Origin of the sequence: Tsukamurella hominis, from assembly GCF_965137015.1 — a bacterium.
Lineage (GTDB): Bacteria > Actinomycetota > Actinomycetes > Mycobacteriales > Mycobacteriaceae > Tsukamurella > Tsukamurella hominis.
In genome coordinates, this window is the sequence record NZ_CBCRZG010000002.1 from 388,633 (window position 1) to 404,075 (window position 15,443).

General features: G+C 64.4%; 13 protein-coding genes. 5 read left to right on the forward strand and 8 right to left on the reverse strand.

The window, feature by feature from the left end:
• Nucleotides 1-10 precede the first annotated feature (10 nt).
• The 6 genes from ACM9LD_RS04455 to ACM9LD_RS04480 all read right to left on the reverse strand — a co-directional run bounded on the left by ACM9LD_RS04455 (nt 11) and on the right by ACM9LD_RS04480 (nt 4,746).
• A complete protein-coding gene (locus tag ACM9LD_RS04455) occupies nt 11-1,021 on the reverse strand; it encodes a hypothetical protein (RefSeq protein WP_415675554.1) in 1,011 nt (336 codons plus the stop codon).
• Nucleotides 1,022-1,063: 42 nt separating this feature from the next.
• Nucleotides 1,064-1,660 (reverse strand): zeta toxin family protein, encoded by a 597-nt coding sequence (locus ACM9LD_RS04460; RefSeq protein WP_415675555.1) that lies wholly within the window; start codon nt 1,658-1,660, stop codon nt 1,064-1,066.
• The gene (locus ACM9LD_RS04465) at nt 1,657-2,040 is read right to left on the reverse strand and encodes a TA system antitoxin ParD family protein (RefSeq protein ID WP_415675556.1); all 384 of its coding nucleotides are present in this window, start codon (nt 2,038-2,040) and stop codon (nt 1,657-1,659) included. The genes ACM9LD_RS04460 and ACM9LD_RS04465 overlap by 4 nt, the downstream gene beginning before the upstream one ends.
• Before the next feature lie 121 nt (nt 2,041-2,161).
• Nucleotides 2,162-2,821, reverse strand: a complete 660-nt coding sequence (locus ACM9LD_RS04470; protein ID WP_415675557.1) for a DUF4352 domain-containing protein — start codon at nt 2,819-2,821, stop codon at nt 2,162-2,164.
• A gap of 256 nt (nt 2,822-3,077) precedes the next feature.
• The gene (locus tag ACM9LD_RS04475) at nt 3,078-3,524 is read right to left on the reverse strand and encodes an NADAR family protein (RefSeq protein ID WP_415675558.1); all 447 of its coding nucleotides are present in this window, start codon (nt 3,522-3,524) and stop codon (nt 3,078-3,080) included.
• Between the two features lie 331 nt (nt 3,525-3,855).
• Nucleotides 3,856-4,746, reverse strand: coding sequence for a hypothetical protein (locus ACM9LD_RS04480; RefSeq protein ID WP_415675559.1), 891 nt, complete (start codon nt 4,744-4,746; stop codon nt 3,856-3,858).
• Between the two features lie 214 nt (nt 4,747-4,960).
• On the opposite strand from ACM9LD_RS04480, the gene ACM9LD_RS04485 reads away from it, so the two are divergent.
• From ACM9LD_RS04485 to ACM9LD_RS04495, 3 genes are read left to right on the forward strand one after another with little or no spacing between them, the layout of a single operon-like run.
• The gene (locus tag ACM9LD_RS04485) at nt 4,961-6,421 is read left to right on the forward strand and encodes a type I restriction-modification system subunit M (RefSeq protein WP_415675560.1); all 1,461 of its coding nucleotides are present in this window, start codon (nt 4,961-4,963) and stop codon (nt 6,419-6,421) included.
• Nucleotides 6,418-7,575 carry a restriction endonuclease subunit S gene (locus ACM9LD_RS04490; RefSeq protein WP_415675561.1) on the forward strand — a complete coding sequence of 386 codons (1,158 nt, stop codon included), beginning with the start codon at nt 6,418-6,420 and terminating at the stop codon, nt 7,573-7,575. Before ACM9LD_RS04485 ends, ACM9LD_RS04490 begins: the two co-directional genes overlap by 4 nt.
• A gap of 26 nt (nt 7,576-7,601) precedes the next feature.
• On the forward strand, nt 7,602-8,495 hold the full coding sequence (locus ACM9LD_RS04495) for a restriction endonuclease (protein WP_415675562.1): 894 nt from the start codon (nt 7,602-7,604) through the stop codon (nt 8,493-8,495).
• 17 nt (nt 8,496-8,512) lie between these two features.
• Here the strand turns inward: ACM9LD_RS04495 and ACM9LD_RS04500 are convergent, their stop codons facing one another.
• Complete coding sequence (locus ACM9LD_RS04500) at nt 8,513-9,148, reverse strand: HNH endonuclease signature motif containing protein (protein WP_415675563.1); 636 nt, start codon at nt 9,146-9,148, stop codon at nt 8,513-8,515.
• On the reverse strand, nt 9,126-10,145 hold the full coding sequence (locus tag ACM9LD_RS04505; protein ID WP_415675564.1) for a DUF222 domain-containing protein: 1,020 nt from the start codon (nt 10,143-10,145) through the stop codon (nt 9,126-9,128). The genes ACM9LD_RS04500 and ACM9LD_RS04505 overlap by 23 nt, the downstream gene beginning before the upstream one ends.
• 200 nt (nt 10,146-10,345) lie before the next feature.
• Here ACM9LD_RS04505 and ACM9LD_RS04510 point away from each other — a divergent pair, with 200 nt between their 5' ends.
• Entirely contained in the window at nt 10,346-13,741 is a 3,396-nt protein-coding gene (locus ACM9LD_RS04510; protein ID WP_415675565.1) for a DEAD/DEAH box helicase family protein, read from the forward strand.
• 50 nt (nt 13,742-13,791) lie between these two features.
• On the forward strand, nt 13,792-15,438 hold the full coding sequence (locus tag ACM9LD_RS04515) for a hypothetical protein (RefSeq protein WP_415675566.1): 1,647 nt from the start codon (nt 13,792-13,794) through the stop codon (nt 15,436-15,438).
• Nucleotides 15,439-15,443 lie beyond the last annotated feature (5 nt).

The window sequence follows — 15,443 nt, forward strand, 5'->3', positions numbered from 1 at the left end:
CTCGTCGCGGTCAGCGCAGCAGGTTGGTGCGGGTCACCTGCTCGCGGAGGAAGTGGAACTGGGCGTCGAGGCTGGCCTGCAGGTCGCGCAGCTCGTCCGCGTGGTTCTGGAAGCGCAGCGCGTCGGCCTCGTTGCCGACGGCGTCCCGGTACAGCTGGTCCAGCAGCTCGCGGTGGGCGCTGCTGTTGGTGCGGTCCAGGATCTGCAGGTCGCCGAGGAGTCGTTCGACGGGGCGGAGTTCACCCAGGTACTCGGCGAGGGCCGCCACGTGGTCGCGGAGGGCGTCCTCGGCCATCCGCGCGGCGTGGGTGAACTCGTCGATGTGCTGGGCCAGTGCGGGCGTCGCCGGCGTGGCGCCCGAGGGTCGCGGGGTATCGGTGCGCATGCGCCACACGCGGTGGGCGCGGTGGCTGATGTCCTGCAGCGTGGCGTCGAGATTGATCCGGACGCGGTGCTGATCCAGGAGCGGGTTGTTCCACGCCGGGGAGCGGCGGATCTCCTCGGTGAGCAGCACCGCGACGCCGAGGAGCCGGGTCTCCACCCGGGTGGTCCCGGGCTCGGCCTCGGGATTCCACGCGGGGGTGCGCTCGGCGCGGAACGGCCAGGGATTCGCGGCGAGACGTGCCTGCTCGCGCTCGGCGAGCCCCCGACGATGCTTGTTGACACGCCAACCGTGAACGCCGACCACTCCCACCAGAGCGAGTAGCAGCACGAGGAAGGCGCCGACGCCGACTGTCGCGATCGCATCGCTGACCAGGAAGGCGCCGACGAGCATCGTGATCGCGACGACAGCGCCCTTCCTGATCTGGGGCGGCGGCCCGTCCTGCAGATGCGCCAGGTAGCCGGGGCTGTTGCTCGCGGTGAACCGCCGATAGGCGTCGTCGATGGCCGTCGCGCGCAGGTTCTGCAGATACTGCGCGGCGTCGTGCGCTGCGGCCTGCGCCTGCTCCCGCCCTACCGGGACCGCGCCCGCCGCCGTGGTCACCCGGTGGGCGATCTCCTGGGGCACCGTCTCCGCCATCTCGAACCTCCTCCAGAGCCCTACCTCGAATGTACCGAGTGATCAGGACTGAGCGCCGCCACGCATGTGCCACAGCTCCGAGAGCTCGTGGGGCGTCCAGTCGGGCCAATGGCCGGCGCCGATGGGCATTCCCTGGAAGAACTCGGCGACGATGGCGGGGCCGGTCCGTCGTGAGTTGTCGTAGAACGTGGCGCTGGTCGCCGATTCGACTGCCACGGCCACCAACGACCACAGCCGACGGTGCCGTTCGCGGATCTTGTCTTCGGGAACCGCGTGGCCCCCGGCGATGACGCGATGGGCCACGCGCTGCACGGACAGGTCCACGGGAACCATTACGACGTGCAGATTCACGTCGTAGTCGCGATCCAGCGCGGATCGGATCAGGTCGATCTTCGACGGGTGCGAGAACACGGTCTCGGCGATGAACGACCTCCCCGATTCGAGCAAGCGCTCGCGGGTGGCCGCAGCGATGCGCGCCGCTTCGTACGAGTGGGCCTCGGCAGAGTCCGGCCATCGTGCCTTGGCGATGACGTCCGCGTTGACGAAGGGCAATTGAGGGGCGCGGGGCTGAAGCACGAGCTCGACGAACGTCGACTTCCCCGCGCCGTTAGGCCCGATCACCAGCTCGACTTGGCTCACCGGCGTGGGGCGTCCTCGATGAGTCGTTCGGTGCCGTCCGGGTGGTATTCGACCATCCGCCCGTCGTCGTCGAGGGCGACCGTCACGATGCCGCGCTCGGCGAGGACGGCGCCGAAGTCGATCTCAGCCAGGCTTTCCCGGATCCCGACCTTGAGCTCGGCGTTGAAAGCGCGCGACTCCGCCTCGTCCAGGGCGTCCGGCGACAGTGTTCCCGCGAGCGCCGCCTCCACGCGGCTGCGCGCCGTGGTGTGGTGAGCGGAGACGTTCCGGCCGACACGTGCCCAGTAATTGATCTGTTCGGCGATCGAGCGACCTTCCGCGGCGGCCTCGACGCGGGCGTCCTCGAACACGTCGTCGGCGATGCGGGTGGGGTGCGGCATGGCGACTCCTTCGCTCGTTCTGGCACTGCGACCAGTGTGTAGCATCATGCTACGCCGTGAACGGCGGCGACGACGGGGACGATGTCCCGGTCGCCGCCGCGCGACGACCGGGACACATCGACTACGTCAGGGCGACCGTCGCGCCGCCGGAGAACATCGAGTCGTGCAGCTCGATGGTGGTGGGCTCGGCGTCCTTGGGCATGTCGAAGACGACCTTGACCTGCACCGTGTTGCCGGGGTTGATGTTGTCCCACACCGGCACGTCGGAGTCGCCGAGCGCGATCTGCGCCATGGAGTCCGACTCGAACGAGCGGCCCTGCGCGTCCTTGACCTTCTGCGACGACGGGCTGAAGTCCTGCGGCTTGGTGCCGATGTTCTTCACCGTCATCGCGACGACCACGAACTGGCCCTGAGCCTTCTTCGCGAGGTACGGGTTGTCGCCCACCTCGGCGAGCCCGGTCTGCACGCCGGTGACGACGAACTCGAACTTTCCATCGCGGACGGGCGTGTTCAGGCCCACTGCCTTCGGGTCCGACTTCGCGGGCGCGGCAGTGCCGGCCGTGGTGCCGCCGGCGGCGGTCGCCTCGTCCTTGTCGCCGCCGCCAGTGGCGACGGAGACGATCACCAGGAAGGCGATCACCGCGAGGACGATCCACGGCCACTTGCGCTTCTTCTTGGCCGGGGGAGCGGGCGGGGCGCCGTAGGGCGCGGGCTGGCCGGCGTACGGCTGACCGGGCTGCTCGGGTTGGCCGGGTTGCAGCGGGAAGGGCTGCTGAGACATGACGAATCCTCGATTCTTGGGATCAGTGAAGTCGACGTGAGGCGGGAAGTGCCCTACGTCGTGAGTGGAGCCCTCGGCTCCGGTGGATCAGGCCGACGGTGCGCAGAACGCGCCCGTCAGAAGTGTTGACTGTTAGTTCAAGTCAGAATGCTTGTGCGTGCGGCCATTTCATCCTCCCCAGGACCTGATGGCGGAAGCATCGCACCGACCACTGACAAGTTTTCAAGCCTCGGATCGGGACCAATTGCAAACGACCTCAGAGGATCATCGTCTGCTGAATGCGTTCGTACATCAGAAGGACTCCAAGTGCGTTATCGCCGTCTATCCTCCGGTGCCGATCGCACGTGCACGACCCCCAGAACTGGTCGTGCCATGTATTGCCCTCGATCAGGATCGCGCCGCCCGTCGCCACCAAGCTACGGGCGAGCGAGACGTCGTCGAACTTGGCGGCCAGAACGTCGGCCATGACGTCGAACCGGATGCGGTCCCAGTCTTCGACCAGTGCGACCGAGCGGCCGATCAGCTTCGCCTCCGCGGGCGTCGGTTCCGTCCGGGTTCGCTCGATGGCGCGCTCGTCAGTGGTCCTCGCGGACATGAAAGCGTGTTCGGGCCGTGGGGAAATCACGACCCGGAACCTCGCCCGTGCCGGGTAGAAGTTCGAGAGGAAGTAGTGGTCCCCGCGGAACGAGTCGATGACTCGCATGGCTCAGCCCTCCTGTCCGCAGAGCGCTTCGGGACAGCCGTGCCAGGTGTTGACGGCCTCGACGATCGCCCGTGCTGCGATGGGGCGCGGATACGCCGCCGCGACCCGCGACGAACTTCGTGATCGACCGCTCGACGTGGTCATCGAAGAACCGGCATGTCTCAATCAGATGCAGTTCTTCGGCGACCACATCGAGCACGTCGCGATGCGGAACGAAATCGTCCGAAAACCAACTCTCCACCTCGGACACAGTGAGTGCACACGCCTGATCGCCGCATTCGCACGGATACAGCGGCAGCGAAACCTCGGGAATCGTAATCGTAGTCATTGTTTATCCTTTCTCCTGTGTGTTGAAGAACTTCTCGGCGAGGTATTCGTTCGGCCGGAAGTAGAGCGAATCGGGGCCGGTCAGGTACGCGACGATGTCCAGTTCGCCCGACGGCGTCAGGTGGTACGTGACCGGTGTGACGGAGCCCGGGCCGTCGCGGTAGAGCGAATCGACGACGTTGGCGAACGAGTTCACCTGGCCGAGGAGCTCGTCCGCGTCGACGGGCGGAGCGGCCAGCAGATCACGCGTCGGCGCGGCGATGAGGAAGCCGTGCTCCGCCGGATCGAGCTTCGTGTTCAGGAAGTCAGCCGCGTACAGGAGGCGGGACGGTGCGAAGAAGTCGTCGAACTCGAACGACGCGATCCGGTTGGCGGAACCGCTGCTCTGGAGTGCGGAGAAGTGAGGTGCCGGCACGGGAAGGTGCGCGAGGTTCTCCAGGGCGATCCGGTAGACGTCGGTGATCGGACCGATGTGCTCGATCGTCTCCGCGTTCGCGAGCTCCGAGACGTGTGTCGGGTAGTCGGCGGCGAAGATCAGATCGAACCCCGGCAGGATCTGGCGCACGGGGTACTCACCTGCGGTCTCGGGCCGATCGAACGACCGGACCAGGCGCGGAAAGATGTTCTGGGCAGTCACCTCGACCTCCGCGACCGATCGGAGCCGGTCCATGTCGGTCAGCCACTTGTCGACTTCGGCCGGCCACTGCTCCGGCTCGACGTTCGCCACGTGGGAAGCCAGGTTTGCCAGGCCGTACACCGCCCCGTCGATGAGGTAGGCGTCGTGGTTGTGTGGCGCGCAGCTCAGGTCCCGCGCAGTGCAGATGTTCTCGACGATCGAGCGCAGCTCGAACGTCTGCGTGCGGGTCAAAGGCTCAAGGGTGGCGATGTCGGTCATCGGTCTCTCCTCGGTGATCGTGATGTGCCGAACCCGGTTGAGACCAGCCGATCAGGATGCACGGACCGACTGACAAGTTTTCGCGGCAACGGCCGGCCGACGAAACGTGTCAGCCGCTCGTGCGACCCTGTCGGGCTGCGCTGGAGGTACCAGCCCGGCGAAGGAGATCGAGATGTCTACGAACGACAACCTGCCCACCGCTAGGGTTGGCCGAGTGATCACAGGGGAACTCAAGAACAAGATCGACCGCGTCTGGGACGCCTTCTGGTCCGGCGGGATCAGTAACCCGCTCGAGGTGATCGAGCAGATCACGTACCTGCTGTTCATCCGCAGGCTCGACGAGCTGCAGCTCCTCAAAGAGCGCGAAGACGAGATCCTGGGCGAAGGGATCATGGACCCGATCTTCGACCCCGGCCACGAGGAGCTCCGTTGGCACGTCTTCCGGCATGAGGCGCCCGCGGAGATGTTCGCGACCGTCGGCCAGAAGGTGTTCCCGTTCCTGCAGAACATGGGTACTGACGGCTCGACGTACTCCGAGCACATGAAGGACGCGCGCTTCACCATCCCCACGCCGGCGCTGCTGTCGAAGGTCGTCGACATGCTCGATGACATCCCGATGGACAACCGCGACACCAACGGCGACCTGTACGAGTACATGCTCTCCAAGCTGTCCACGTCCGGCACCAACGGTCAGTTCCGCACGCCGCGGCACATCATCCAGCTGATGGTCGACCTCATGGAGCCCAAGCCGGGCGACGCGATCTGCGATCCTGCGTGCGGTACGGCCGGCTTCCTCGTCGCGGCCAGCGAATACGTGCGGGATAAGCACCCGGAAGCGATGTCGGACGAGTTCCAGCGGACTCAGTTCCACCGCTCGATGTTCCACGGCTACGACTTCGACAGCACCATGCTGCGCATCGGCTCGATGAACATGCTGCTCCACGGCGTGGAGGAGCCCGACATCCGTTATCGCGACTCCCTCTCCGAGGGGGCGAGTGGCGATGCCGAGAAGTACACGCTCATCCTCGCCAACCCGCCGTTCGCCGGCTCCCTCGACTACGAGGCCACGTCCAAAGACCTCCAGCGCACCGTGAAGACGAAGAAGACGGAGCTGCTCTTCCTCGCCCTCTTCCTCAAGTTGCTCAAGCCCGGCGGCCGGGCGGCAGTGATCGTGCCCGACGGTGTCCTCTTCGGCAGTTCCAAGGCGCACAAGGAGTTGCGCAGGATCCTCGTTGAGGACCAGAAGCTCGACGGTGTCGTCAAGCTCGCCTCGGGCGTCTTCAAGCCGTACACCGGTGTATCCGCGGCGATTCTTCTCTTCACCAGGACCGATTCCGGCGGTACCGACGAGGTCTGGTTCTACGACGTTACCGCCGACGGTTTCACGCTCGATGACAAACGAAACCCCGTCGCCGACAACGATCTTCCCGATGTCAGCGCACGTTGGGTCGATCGCGACGGTGCCGAGCGCGAGCGGGCGCGCACCGACAAATCGTTTACAGTTCACAGGGACGAGATCGTTGCGCAGGGCTACGACCTCTCGATCAACCGCTACAAGGAGATCGAGTACGTCGAGGTTGAGCACCGCCCTCCACTGGAGATCATCGCCGAGATCGAGCGACTTGAGGGAGAGCTCGCGCGTGGTCTTGAAGACCTGAGGGCGATGCTGTCATGAAGACTATGAAGCTCGGTTCGGTGGCATCGATCGAGCGTCGCGGCGTCGATCCCGAGATGCTCGCTGGAGATACGAGGTACCTGGGCCTTGAGCATATCGAGCGAGGCGGTCGCATCGTCGGACGCGAGACGGTCCACACAGCGGGGGTTTCGAGTACCAAGTTCAAGTTCTCGCCGAAACACGTGCTCTACGGAAAGCTCCGTCCGAATCTCGGCAAGATCGCTAGGCCGGAATTCCCAGGCGTATGTAGCACCGATATCCTTCCTATTCTTCCGGGCCCTGAGATCGATAGAGACTACCTTGCGCACTTTCTGGGGCAGTCTGACATGGTCAAATTCGCTGCATCGCGCGCTTCGGGGGCGAACTTACCGAGGATTTCTCCAGAATCTCTGTTGGCGTTCGACATTCCCCTCCCCCCGATCATGGAGCAGCGCCGCATCGCCGCAATTCTCGACCGCTTGGACCGAATTGTACGACTGCGGATTGAGGTCATCGAGTTGATGGACGAACTCGTGCGGGCGCTGTACCTCCAGACGTTCGAAAGGGGAACCGTGTGGCCTCGGGTAACGTTGCTTTCACTTGCGCGCTCGCAGAATGATATCAAGTGCGGTCCATTTGGCACCCAACTTCAAGTCTCGGAGTTCCGTCCTCGAGGGGTTCCTGTGGTGGGAATCAAGAACGTGAATACGGGATTTGAGCTGCCTCCATTCGAGTTTGTTGACAAGGATACGGCGGAACGGCTCGAATCTTACGATCTCGTACCCGGCGATATCGTTATGACCCGGAAGGGTACGATTGGAAACTGTGCCAGATACCCATCGAGTATGGAGCCGGGGATCATGCATTCTGATCTCTTGAGGCTTCGAGTTGACGAGACCATAGTTGGCGTCGACTTTCTGGTAAAGCATCTTCAGATGAGTCCGCGGGTATCGCGTCAGATCGCTCAGATGAGCCCGGGGGCAGTGATGCCTGGGATTAATGTAACGAAGTTGAAGGCGCTGGAGGTTGATTATCCTCCGCTTAATCTGCAGGAGAAGTTTTCTGCTCAGGTAGAGGGCATTTCACAGCAGCGTACAACGGCCATAAGGGCCTTGGCTGTGGCCAAGGAATTGAGGTCAAGTCTCCAGGCCCGAGCTTTCACAGGTGGCCTCTGATGGCCATGCCGACGTGGGACGGGTTCATGGCGCCGGTGCTGCGGGAGCTGCTCGGCGGGAGCACGATCAAGCGCCGAGACTTGGAAGAGCGGGTCATCGAGGCGGAGAGACTCACTGCTGAGGAGCGGGCGGAGGAACTTCCTTCGGGGCAGCTCAAGTACCGGAACCGGATCGGGTGGGCCACGTCCTACCTCAGCAGGGTGGGAGCGATAGAGCGGCCGGCGCGAGGGCAGTACGCGATCACCGACGTCGGACGGCAACTACTGGCCGATCACCCCGAAGGCATCACGGAGAAGAATCTTCGAGCGCTCGCGGGCGATCCCACCGCGCCGCACACGTGGAAGGCGCTGCGGGCACGTGAAGGTAAGGCGGGCACCGTCGTCGCCGATCCCGAGCCGGTCTCCGAACTCGACCCCGAGGAACAGATCGCCGACGGCATCGGGCGGATCAACGCCACCGTCGCCGATGAACTCCTGACTCGACTGCACGACAACAGCCCGACGTTCTTCGAGCAGACCGTGATCGATCTCCTCGTCGCCATGGGATACGGCGGTGCGGGCGGCAGAGCGACCGTCACCCGCGCGTCCAACGACGGCGGGATCGACGGAATCATCGACCAGGACGCCCTCGGCCTGTCTCGCGTCTACGTGCAGGCCAAGCGCTACGCACCGGACAACTCCGTGGGGCGGCCGGAGCTACAGGCGTTCGTCGGTGCGCTCAGCGGCAAGGCCGACGGGGGAGTCTTCATCACCACGGCCCGGTTCTCGAAGGGCGCGATCGAGTACGCAGAGATCGTCCCGACACGGATCATCCTCATCGACGGCGTGCGCCTCGCTGAGTTGATGATCCGTTACGGCGTAGGCGTTCAGGTCAAGCAGACACTGCAAATCGTCGAGGTGGATGAAGACTTCTTCGAGTGATCATCCGGTGAATGCAGTCAGGCGGCGTGACCGGTGTGGAGTTCGCCGGGGCACCACGCGGTATCCGCGTCATGCTCGGCGAGAAGGGATTCCAGAATGGGCGGGCCGTTCGGGCCGTCGAGGATCGCGCTGATATCCGAGTAGATCGTACCCACGAAGCATGCGAACTCTGCGCGCTGCCATTCTTGCTGCCATCGGTCGCGGAACTGCTCGGTGCGTTCGCGCCACCGCCGGACGGCCTCACGATGGAGTTCCTCAGGGTGGTGCTTGTGATTCACCCGCCACTCACCGTTGGGGTCGGCGGTGCGCCGCCAGGCGGTGCGTCCCCCGAACGGCTCTTCCCCGGGGATCACGATCGTCTCGTACCCGGGCCGACGGGATTCACCCTTCGGCACGACCCGCGAGTGGTGCTTGTCGCAGACCAGCGTGAGCTCAGTGATGTCCGTCTTGCCGCCGTCCACCCATTCCGTGATGTGGTGAACCTGGCACCGTGTGGCCGGCTGATCGCAGCCGGGCGCCGTGCAGCCGCTGTCGGAGCCGTAGAGGGCGAGCCGCTGATCCGCCGAAGCCAGACGCCTCTCCCTGCCCAGGAACAGCGGCCGGGAATCGAGCCCGAGGAGCAGGACGTGCTTAGGGTTGGTGGTGCCGAACATGGTGAGCGCATCTTCGACGGGGACCTGCCCTCCGGACGCGGTGGTGGCAACACCGGTTCCGGACTCGAGCTGGTCGAGCGTGAGGGTGACGATCGGAAGGCACGGGGACGCCCCGGTGTAGCCCCAGGCCGGCTCCCTGCTCGCCCGCCGTCACCGCCATCCTGAATGCCATGACAAGAGCGTCGTGGTTGCGTTGTACGGCGGTACGCGTGTCACGCTTCGCGGCCACCGCAACGGCATCCGCATCGGACGGATCCACCGGCACGTCATGATCAGCGGGATTGTTGACTCCCGGGCGGGCGAACTTCTCGAGGATCGCGTCCAAGAGTGCGCGCCCTTCGGGCGAGAGATCGCCCGATAGCGGGGTCATCAGATCGTCGTCCTGCTTGCCGACCTCGAGGCCGCGAGCTCTCGCACGGAACTGATCCTTGGGTTCAGCGCCATCCGGATCGATGTAGCCGAGGACGCGCTTGGCGATCACGTCGAGGTCCTCCGGCGGCATTGACTCTGCAGCGGTGACCAGCACTGATTCGAGGAAGTCGAACTCCGATTCGGGAAGTGCCTTACGGCAGCGCTGGAAGATCGCACTGATCGTTGTGGCGTGCCGCTCCGAGATGATTCCGTCGCGCTGAGCCTGGGCGACGCGTTCGAACCGAGCGGTATCGCCGTAGCCGCGCTCGGTGCGCGGAACTCGATCGGCCGCACCGCGAACGCGATCCCGCGCCTCAGCGCCGCCGAGCCGAAGTTGGTCGACCAGAAGCTCCTTCATTCCGGTGTAGCCGAGCTCATCAGGCAGGCGCTGCGCGACGGCGACCTCGGTCAACACGTGCTGGGAGTACGGAATCTTCCGGCACGCCGCCTCCATTGTGTGGAGGCCGGCCAGAAGCTCCTGCGTGTTCAGCATGACGGGAGTCATCGAAGCGAGTTTTTCCGTTGCCTGTTCGAAGGCTGCGAGGGCCTCGAAATAGTCGCTTGCAGTGCAAGTGGTTTCGATCATCCCGCCTCCTTTCGCTGATGACTCCATGATAGCGGAAGGTTCGAGAGAACGCCAAAAATCGAACAACAGTACGAGAGTTGCGGGTGCGGTTGAAGTGAATGGTGAGTTCCGGATGGAAAGCGCTGAATCCGGTTGTACTCGTGACGCCGGAAATGTCGGTCACGGTTGGTAGATTCGACGAGGATCTCTGGGGAGGAGCTATGGGAAACTTCGATTTCGTCTACAAGGCATTGCCGTCCGTGCACGCCGACTGTGTTCGCGCTGAGTCGTACCTGACCTCCGACCCGCGCTCGGCCTGCTTCTACGGCCGGCGCGCGATCGAGGAACTCGTGCACTACCTCTACGATCTCCTCGAACTGCCGCCGCCGTACAAGAGTGATCTCGCGGCGCACATCAACGATCCGAAGTTCAAGGCCAAAATCCAGCCGAAGATTCAGCAGAAGCTGAACCTGATCCGGAGGAACGGCAACGACGCGGTTCACGACACCCGTCCCGTGCGCGCCGAGCGATCTGCGGACGTGCTCCGCGAGTTGTTCCACCTGATGGTCTGGGCTACGTACTTTCATTCGCGTCATCCGGAGCTCGCTCCGATGGGGGCTCAGTTCAACCCTGCGCTGGCCGCGCAGTCGGCACCGCTCAGTCAGGCCGAGGTCGCTCAGCTCGCGGAGAAGTTCGCCACGCAGGACGCCGCTCTGGCGAAGGAACGCGAGGCCCTCGCGCAGGAGCGTGCGGAGAAGGCCGAGTTGCAGGCCGCGCACGACGCGAAGATCGCCGAGCTGCAGCAGCAGATCGCTGCGGCGACGGCGAAGAACGCCGCGGATACTCACGACTACGACGAGGCCGCGACGCGCGATGCCTTCATCGACCTCCTGCTGGATGAGGCCGGCTGGGCGATCGGGAGCACCGTCGGGCCGGCGAGAGTGACCGCCGAGCACGAGGTGAGCGGCATGCCGAACCCCTCGGGTACGGGATACGTGGACTACGTGCTCTGGGGGAGCGACGGTAAGCCGCTGGGGCTGATCGAGGCCAAGCGCACGAACAAGAGCCCGGAGGTCGGCCAGCAGCAGGCGAAGCTGTACGCCGACTGTCTCGAGAGCGAATACGGGCGCCGGCCCGTGATCTTCTACTCGAACGGTTACAGCCACTGGATCTGGGACGACGAGGGGGACTACCCGCCGCGCCAGGTCCAGGGCTTCTACACGCCGGACGAACTCGACTACCTCGTTCTGCGCCGAACAACTCGCAAGTCCCTCAGTGTCGTCTCGGTCAACGGCGACATCGCCGGTCGCTACTACCAGGAACGTGCAATCCGCGCGGTCGACGAAGCCTTCGCCCAGCAGAACCGGGACGCTCTTCTGGTCATGGCCACCGGGTCCGGCAAGACCCGCACCGTCATCGCCCTCGTCGATCAACTCACGCGTGCCAACTGGGTCAAGCGCGTGCTGTTCCTGGCCGATCGGACCGCACTCGTCACCCAGGCGGCGAACGCCTTCAAGGCGCACCTGCCGGACGCGACCACCGTGAACCTGGTGTCCGAGAAGGCGATCGACGGTCGCGTGTACGTCTCGACGTATCCGACCATGATGAACCTGATCAACGACGTCGACAGCGAGACGGGGCGCCGGTTCGGCCCCGGCTATTTCGACCTGATCGTCATCGACGAGGCGCACCGTTCGGTGTACGCCAAGTACGGCGCGATCTTCGAATGGTTCGACGGCCTACTCGTCGGCCTCACCGCCACCCCGAAGGACGAGGTGGACCACAACACGTACCGCCTCTTCCATCTGGAGGACGGTGTTCCGACCGACGCCTACTCGCTCGAAGACGCGGTCAAGGACGACTACCTCGTTCCGCCCAAAGGCATCTCGGTGGGAACGAAGTTCCTCCGCCAGGGGATCCGGTACGACGACCTCACCGAGGAGGAGCGCGAACAGTGGGACGCACTCGACTGGGGTGAGGGTGACGCCCCCGACGAAGTCGGCGCGGAGGCGATCAACAGGTTCCTCTTCAACGAGAACACGGTCGATCAGGTGCTGGCGAACCTCATGGCCGACGGTCATAAAGTGGCCGGCGGCGATCGCTTGGGCAAGACGATCGTCTTCGCGAAGAACCAGGCGCACGCGGAATTCATCCAGCACCGATTCGACCTGCAGTGGCCGCACTACGCGGGAGTGTTCGCGCGGGTGATCACACACAGCTCGCCCTACGCGCAGACCCTGATCGACGACTTCTCGACGGCGGAGAATGCGCCGCACATCGCGATCTCCGTCGACATGCTCGACACCGGCATCGACGTGCCGGAGGTCGTGAACCTGGTGTTCTTCAAGGCGGTCCGGTCCAAGTCCAAGTTCTGGCAGATGATCGGTCGCGGAACCCGTCTGTGCCCCGATCTGTACGGGCCGGGCGAGGACAAGGAGGACTTCTTCGTCTTCGACTTCTGCGGCAACCTGGAGTACTTCAGCCAGGACCTGCCGGGTTCCGAAGGCTCGATCCAGAAGTCGCTGTCGCAGCGTCTCTTCGAGGCGCGCGTGGCGTTGTCGCGATCGCTCACCGATTCCGACGCGGAGCTCAGGGACTCGACCATCGACGCCCTGCATGAATACGTCGCCGGCATGACTACAGACAACTTCCTCGTTCGGCCTCACCGCAAGGCGGTGGAACGCTTCTCCGCCCGGGCTGCGTGGTCACAGATGTCGACCGCCGACGAAGCCGCGGTCCTAGAGCTGGCTGGACTGCCCTCGGCCACGGTCGACTCGGACGAGAAGGCCAAACGATTCGATCTGTTGATGCTGCGGGGGCAGCTGGCCCGGCTCGAATCGGATGCCTCCACGGCGGATCGTGTGCGACAGGCTGCGCAGGACATCGCGGGCTCCCTACTTGGGAAGATGACCATTCCGATGGTCCAGGCGCAGGCAGAACTCATCGAGTCGGTCGCGAGCGATGAATGGTGGATCGACGTCACCGTCGCGATGTTGGAGGTCGCCCGCACGCGGCTGCGGTCGCTGATGCGATTCACCGAGACCACCAAGCACAACCCCGTGTATACCGACTTCAAAGACGAGCTGTTCGCACCGAGCGAGGTGAAGCTGCCGGGAACGACCCCTGGTACGAACTTCGAGCGATTCAAGGCGAAGACGACGGCGTATCTGCAGTCGCAGTTCGAGAACGTCGTCCTGCAACGACTCCGCCGCAACAAGCAACTCACACCCGCCGACCTCGAGGTGCTGACGCAGATGTTGATCGACGCCGGCGGCACCGACGTCGACCTTGCCTGGGTGAAGCAACGCAGCGGCGGCCTCGGCCTGTTCGTGCGGTCCCTCGTCGGTCTGGATCGCGCCGCCGCGGTCGAAGCATTCGGCGACTTCCTCGACGATTCGAAGTTCTCGGTCGATCAAGTGCGATTCGTCAACATGATCGTCGACGAACTCACCGCGAACGGCGTCGTCGAGCCGAAGCGCCTGTTTCAAGCGCCCTACACCGACGCGGCGCAGGGCGGTCCCGACTACGTCTTCCCGGAGCGCGCCCAGGTTCTCGAGCTCGTCGGAATCCTCAAGCACATCAAGGAGACCGCGAACGTACAGGCCGAGGTCTCGTAGCGACGGTTAACCACCGGAAACTGTCTGCGGCTCCGTCTACGATGACGCGCATGGCTGAAGAAGTGGGGGCTGTAGCGCTCCAGTGGGGTCCCATGCGACTGGTTCTCGGTGACGAGGACGCGCTGACTGCGGCCGAGCTCGCCGGGTCTGGCGACGCAGTGCGCATCGGAATCGGCGAGCTCGACTCGCTCGGTTCCGATGGACTCGGAAGCCCCGGAGAGGTCGTAGCCATCACGACGGTGGCCCTCGACGGGACGCCCACTGATAGCGGCTTGTCGATCGACGCGCTGGGGCTTCCGAAGTCCGGGCTACTCGGCTACATCGAGTCGCTCGATGAGGCGGCGAGGCTTCGTGCGGTGGTCGAGTCCGCGCTCGTCTCATGGCGCCTTTGCATCGCTGACATCAGCGACGCTCTCGGGCCGATCAATATGCATGACTCCGAGACGCTCGGACCCATCCCGGTGCTCGGCCGGCCGCTGCTGTCCGACCTACTCGCGGCAGCCAGGATGCCGGTGGGCCGGGGTGAGCGGGTCGATTTTCGAGCGGCTGATATCGATGCCGTCGGCGCGGTGATCGCAGAACTGGATGCGTCCATCGGCTTCGCTCTCGCGGGGTTGGAGGCGGCCGGCGATGACTTCGGTCCGCGACTGCTGTCGGCGGTCGAGTCGGGAGGATGGCACCAGAAGCTGCGATTGCTCTTGGCCGCCGAGGAGGTTCACGCCGTGGCTCTCCTCTCCGTGGTGCGCGCTGCTGGGCCCGAGGAGCTGCAAGAAGTCGGGGTTGAGTGGGTCATGTCCCGTCGTCGCATCGCGACCACGGTCGCGGAGCGATTGGCGCGGATCGACGATCGCATCCGCGCGGGAGGGCTTTCCCCGACGTGGCGCACGGCGAAGCGCAAGCGCGAAGCGATCGGTGCGGTGATTGTGACCTGTGAGGTCTACGGCGCGGCATTGGCGCCTGCGGTGGTTAACAACAGCGAATTCGAGTCGAATTGGGCGGCAATCGTCAGCGATCTGGAGAAGGTTGAGAACGCAGTCGCCGTCTACGACGCGACATCGGCCAATGCTCAGGCCGGGTCGATCCCGATCGACGAGGCTGCTGAACTGCTTGGTGAGATCTTCGCGCGTCAGCTGCCGGGCGCGCGTGAACTGGTAGCGGAGGTCAGGCAGTCAAGGCCGGGCTTGACCGATGGTGAGATGATTCGGCACATCAAGCGGCAATTCGTCACGCGACTTCAGATCGATCTGGCGAATGACAAGGACGTCTTCGAGGACGTCGCTCTCCTTGCGATGAGCCTGGCGGTGGTCCGCAAGATCACCCCTCAATCCGACGCGGAGTTCTCGGCGATCGGGCGCAGGCTCTTGGAGACCAGTGAGCGGATCGCGTCAATGCACCGCAGTGCGGGAATCGCCGAGACTGCGGTGGTCGCCGGTTTCGAGCGGTACTTCTACAAAGTGCAACCGATGATCGTTGAGGCGGTGTTCCGGGCCTTGGAGTTCGCCAAGCCGGGGCATGCAGGTCAAATGCGGAATCTGTACAAGGCTGCGCGCAAGAATGTTTGGGCCGCACGCCATGACCGCTCGCTCGGCAAGACGGTGGGGGCAGGAGCTGCGAAGAGTGTCCGCACCATCGCCAATGCAGGTGCGCCTCGTTTGATTGTTCGTACTGTCGACCGCGCGATCACTCGAGTCGAGTAGGCCAC

Excerpts from the sequence above, each read along its gene's own strand:
- ACM9LD_RS04470 (WP_415675557.1), bottom strand. The coding sequence starts at position 2,821 with ATGTCTCAGCAGCCCTTCCCGCTGCAACCCGGCCAACCCGAGCAGCCC.
- ACM9LD_RS04495 (WP_415675562.1), top strand. The coding sequence starts at position 7,602 with ATGGCGCCGGTGCTGCGGGAGCTGCTCGGCGGGAGCACGATCAAGCGC.
- ACM9LD_RS04500 (WP_415675563.1), bottom strand. The coding sequence starts at position 9,148 with ATGTTCGGCACCACCAACCCTAAGCACGTCCTGCTCCTCGGGCTCGAT.
- ACM9LD_RS04480 (WP_415675559.1), bottom strand. The coding sequence starts at position 4,746 with ATGACCGACATCGCCACCCTTGAGCCTTTGACCCGCACGCAGACGTTC.
- ACM9LD_RS04505 (WP_415675564.1), bottom strand. The coding sequence starts at position 10,145 with ATGATCGAAACCACTTGCACTGCAAGCGACTATTTCGAGGCCCTCGCA.
- ACM9LD_RS04490 (WP_415675561.1), top strand. The coding sequence starts at position 6,418 with ATGAAGACTATGAAGCTCGGTTCGGTGGCATCGATCGAGCGTCGCGGC.
- ACM9LD_RS04510 (WP_415675565.1), top strand. The coding sequence starts at position 10,346 with ATGGGAAACTTCGATTTCGTCTACAAGGCATTGCCGTCCGTGCACGCC.
- ACM9LD_RS04465 (WP_415675556.1), bottom strand. The coding sequence starts at position 2,040 with ATGCCGCACCCCACCCGCATCGCCGACGACGTGTTCGAGGACGCCCGC.
- ACM9LD_RS04475 (WP_415675558.1), bottom strand. The coding sequence starts at position 3,524 with ATGCGAGTCATCGACTCGTTCCGCGGGGACCACTACTTCCTCTCGAAC.
- ACM9LD_RS04455 (WP_415675554.1), bottom strand. The coding sequence starts at position 1,021 with ATGGCGGAGACGGTGCCCCAGGAGATCGCCCACCGGGTGACCACGGCG.
- ACM9LD_RS04515 (WP_415675566.1), top strand. The coding sequence starts at position 13,792 with ATGGCTGAAGAAGTGGGGGCTGTAGCGCTCCAGTGGGGTCCCATGCGA.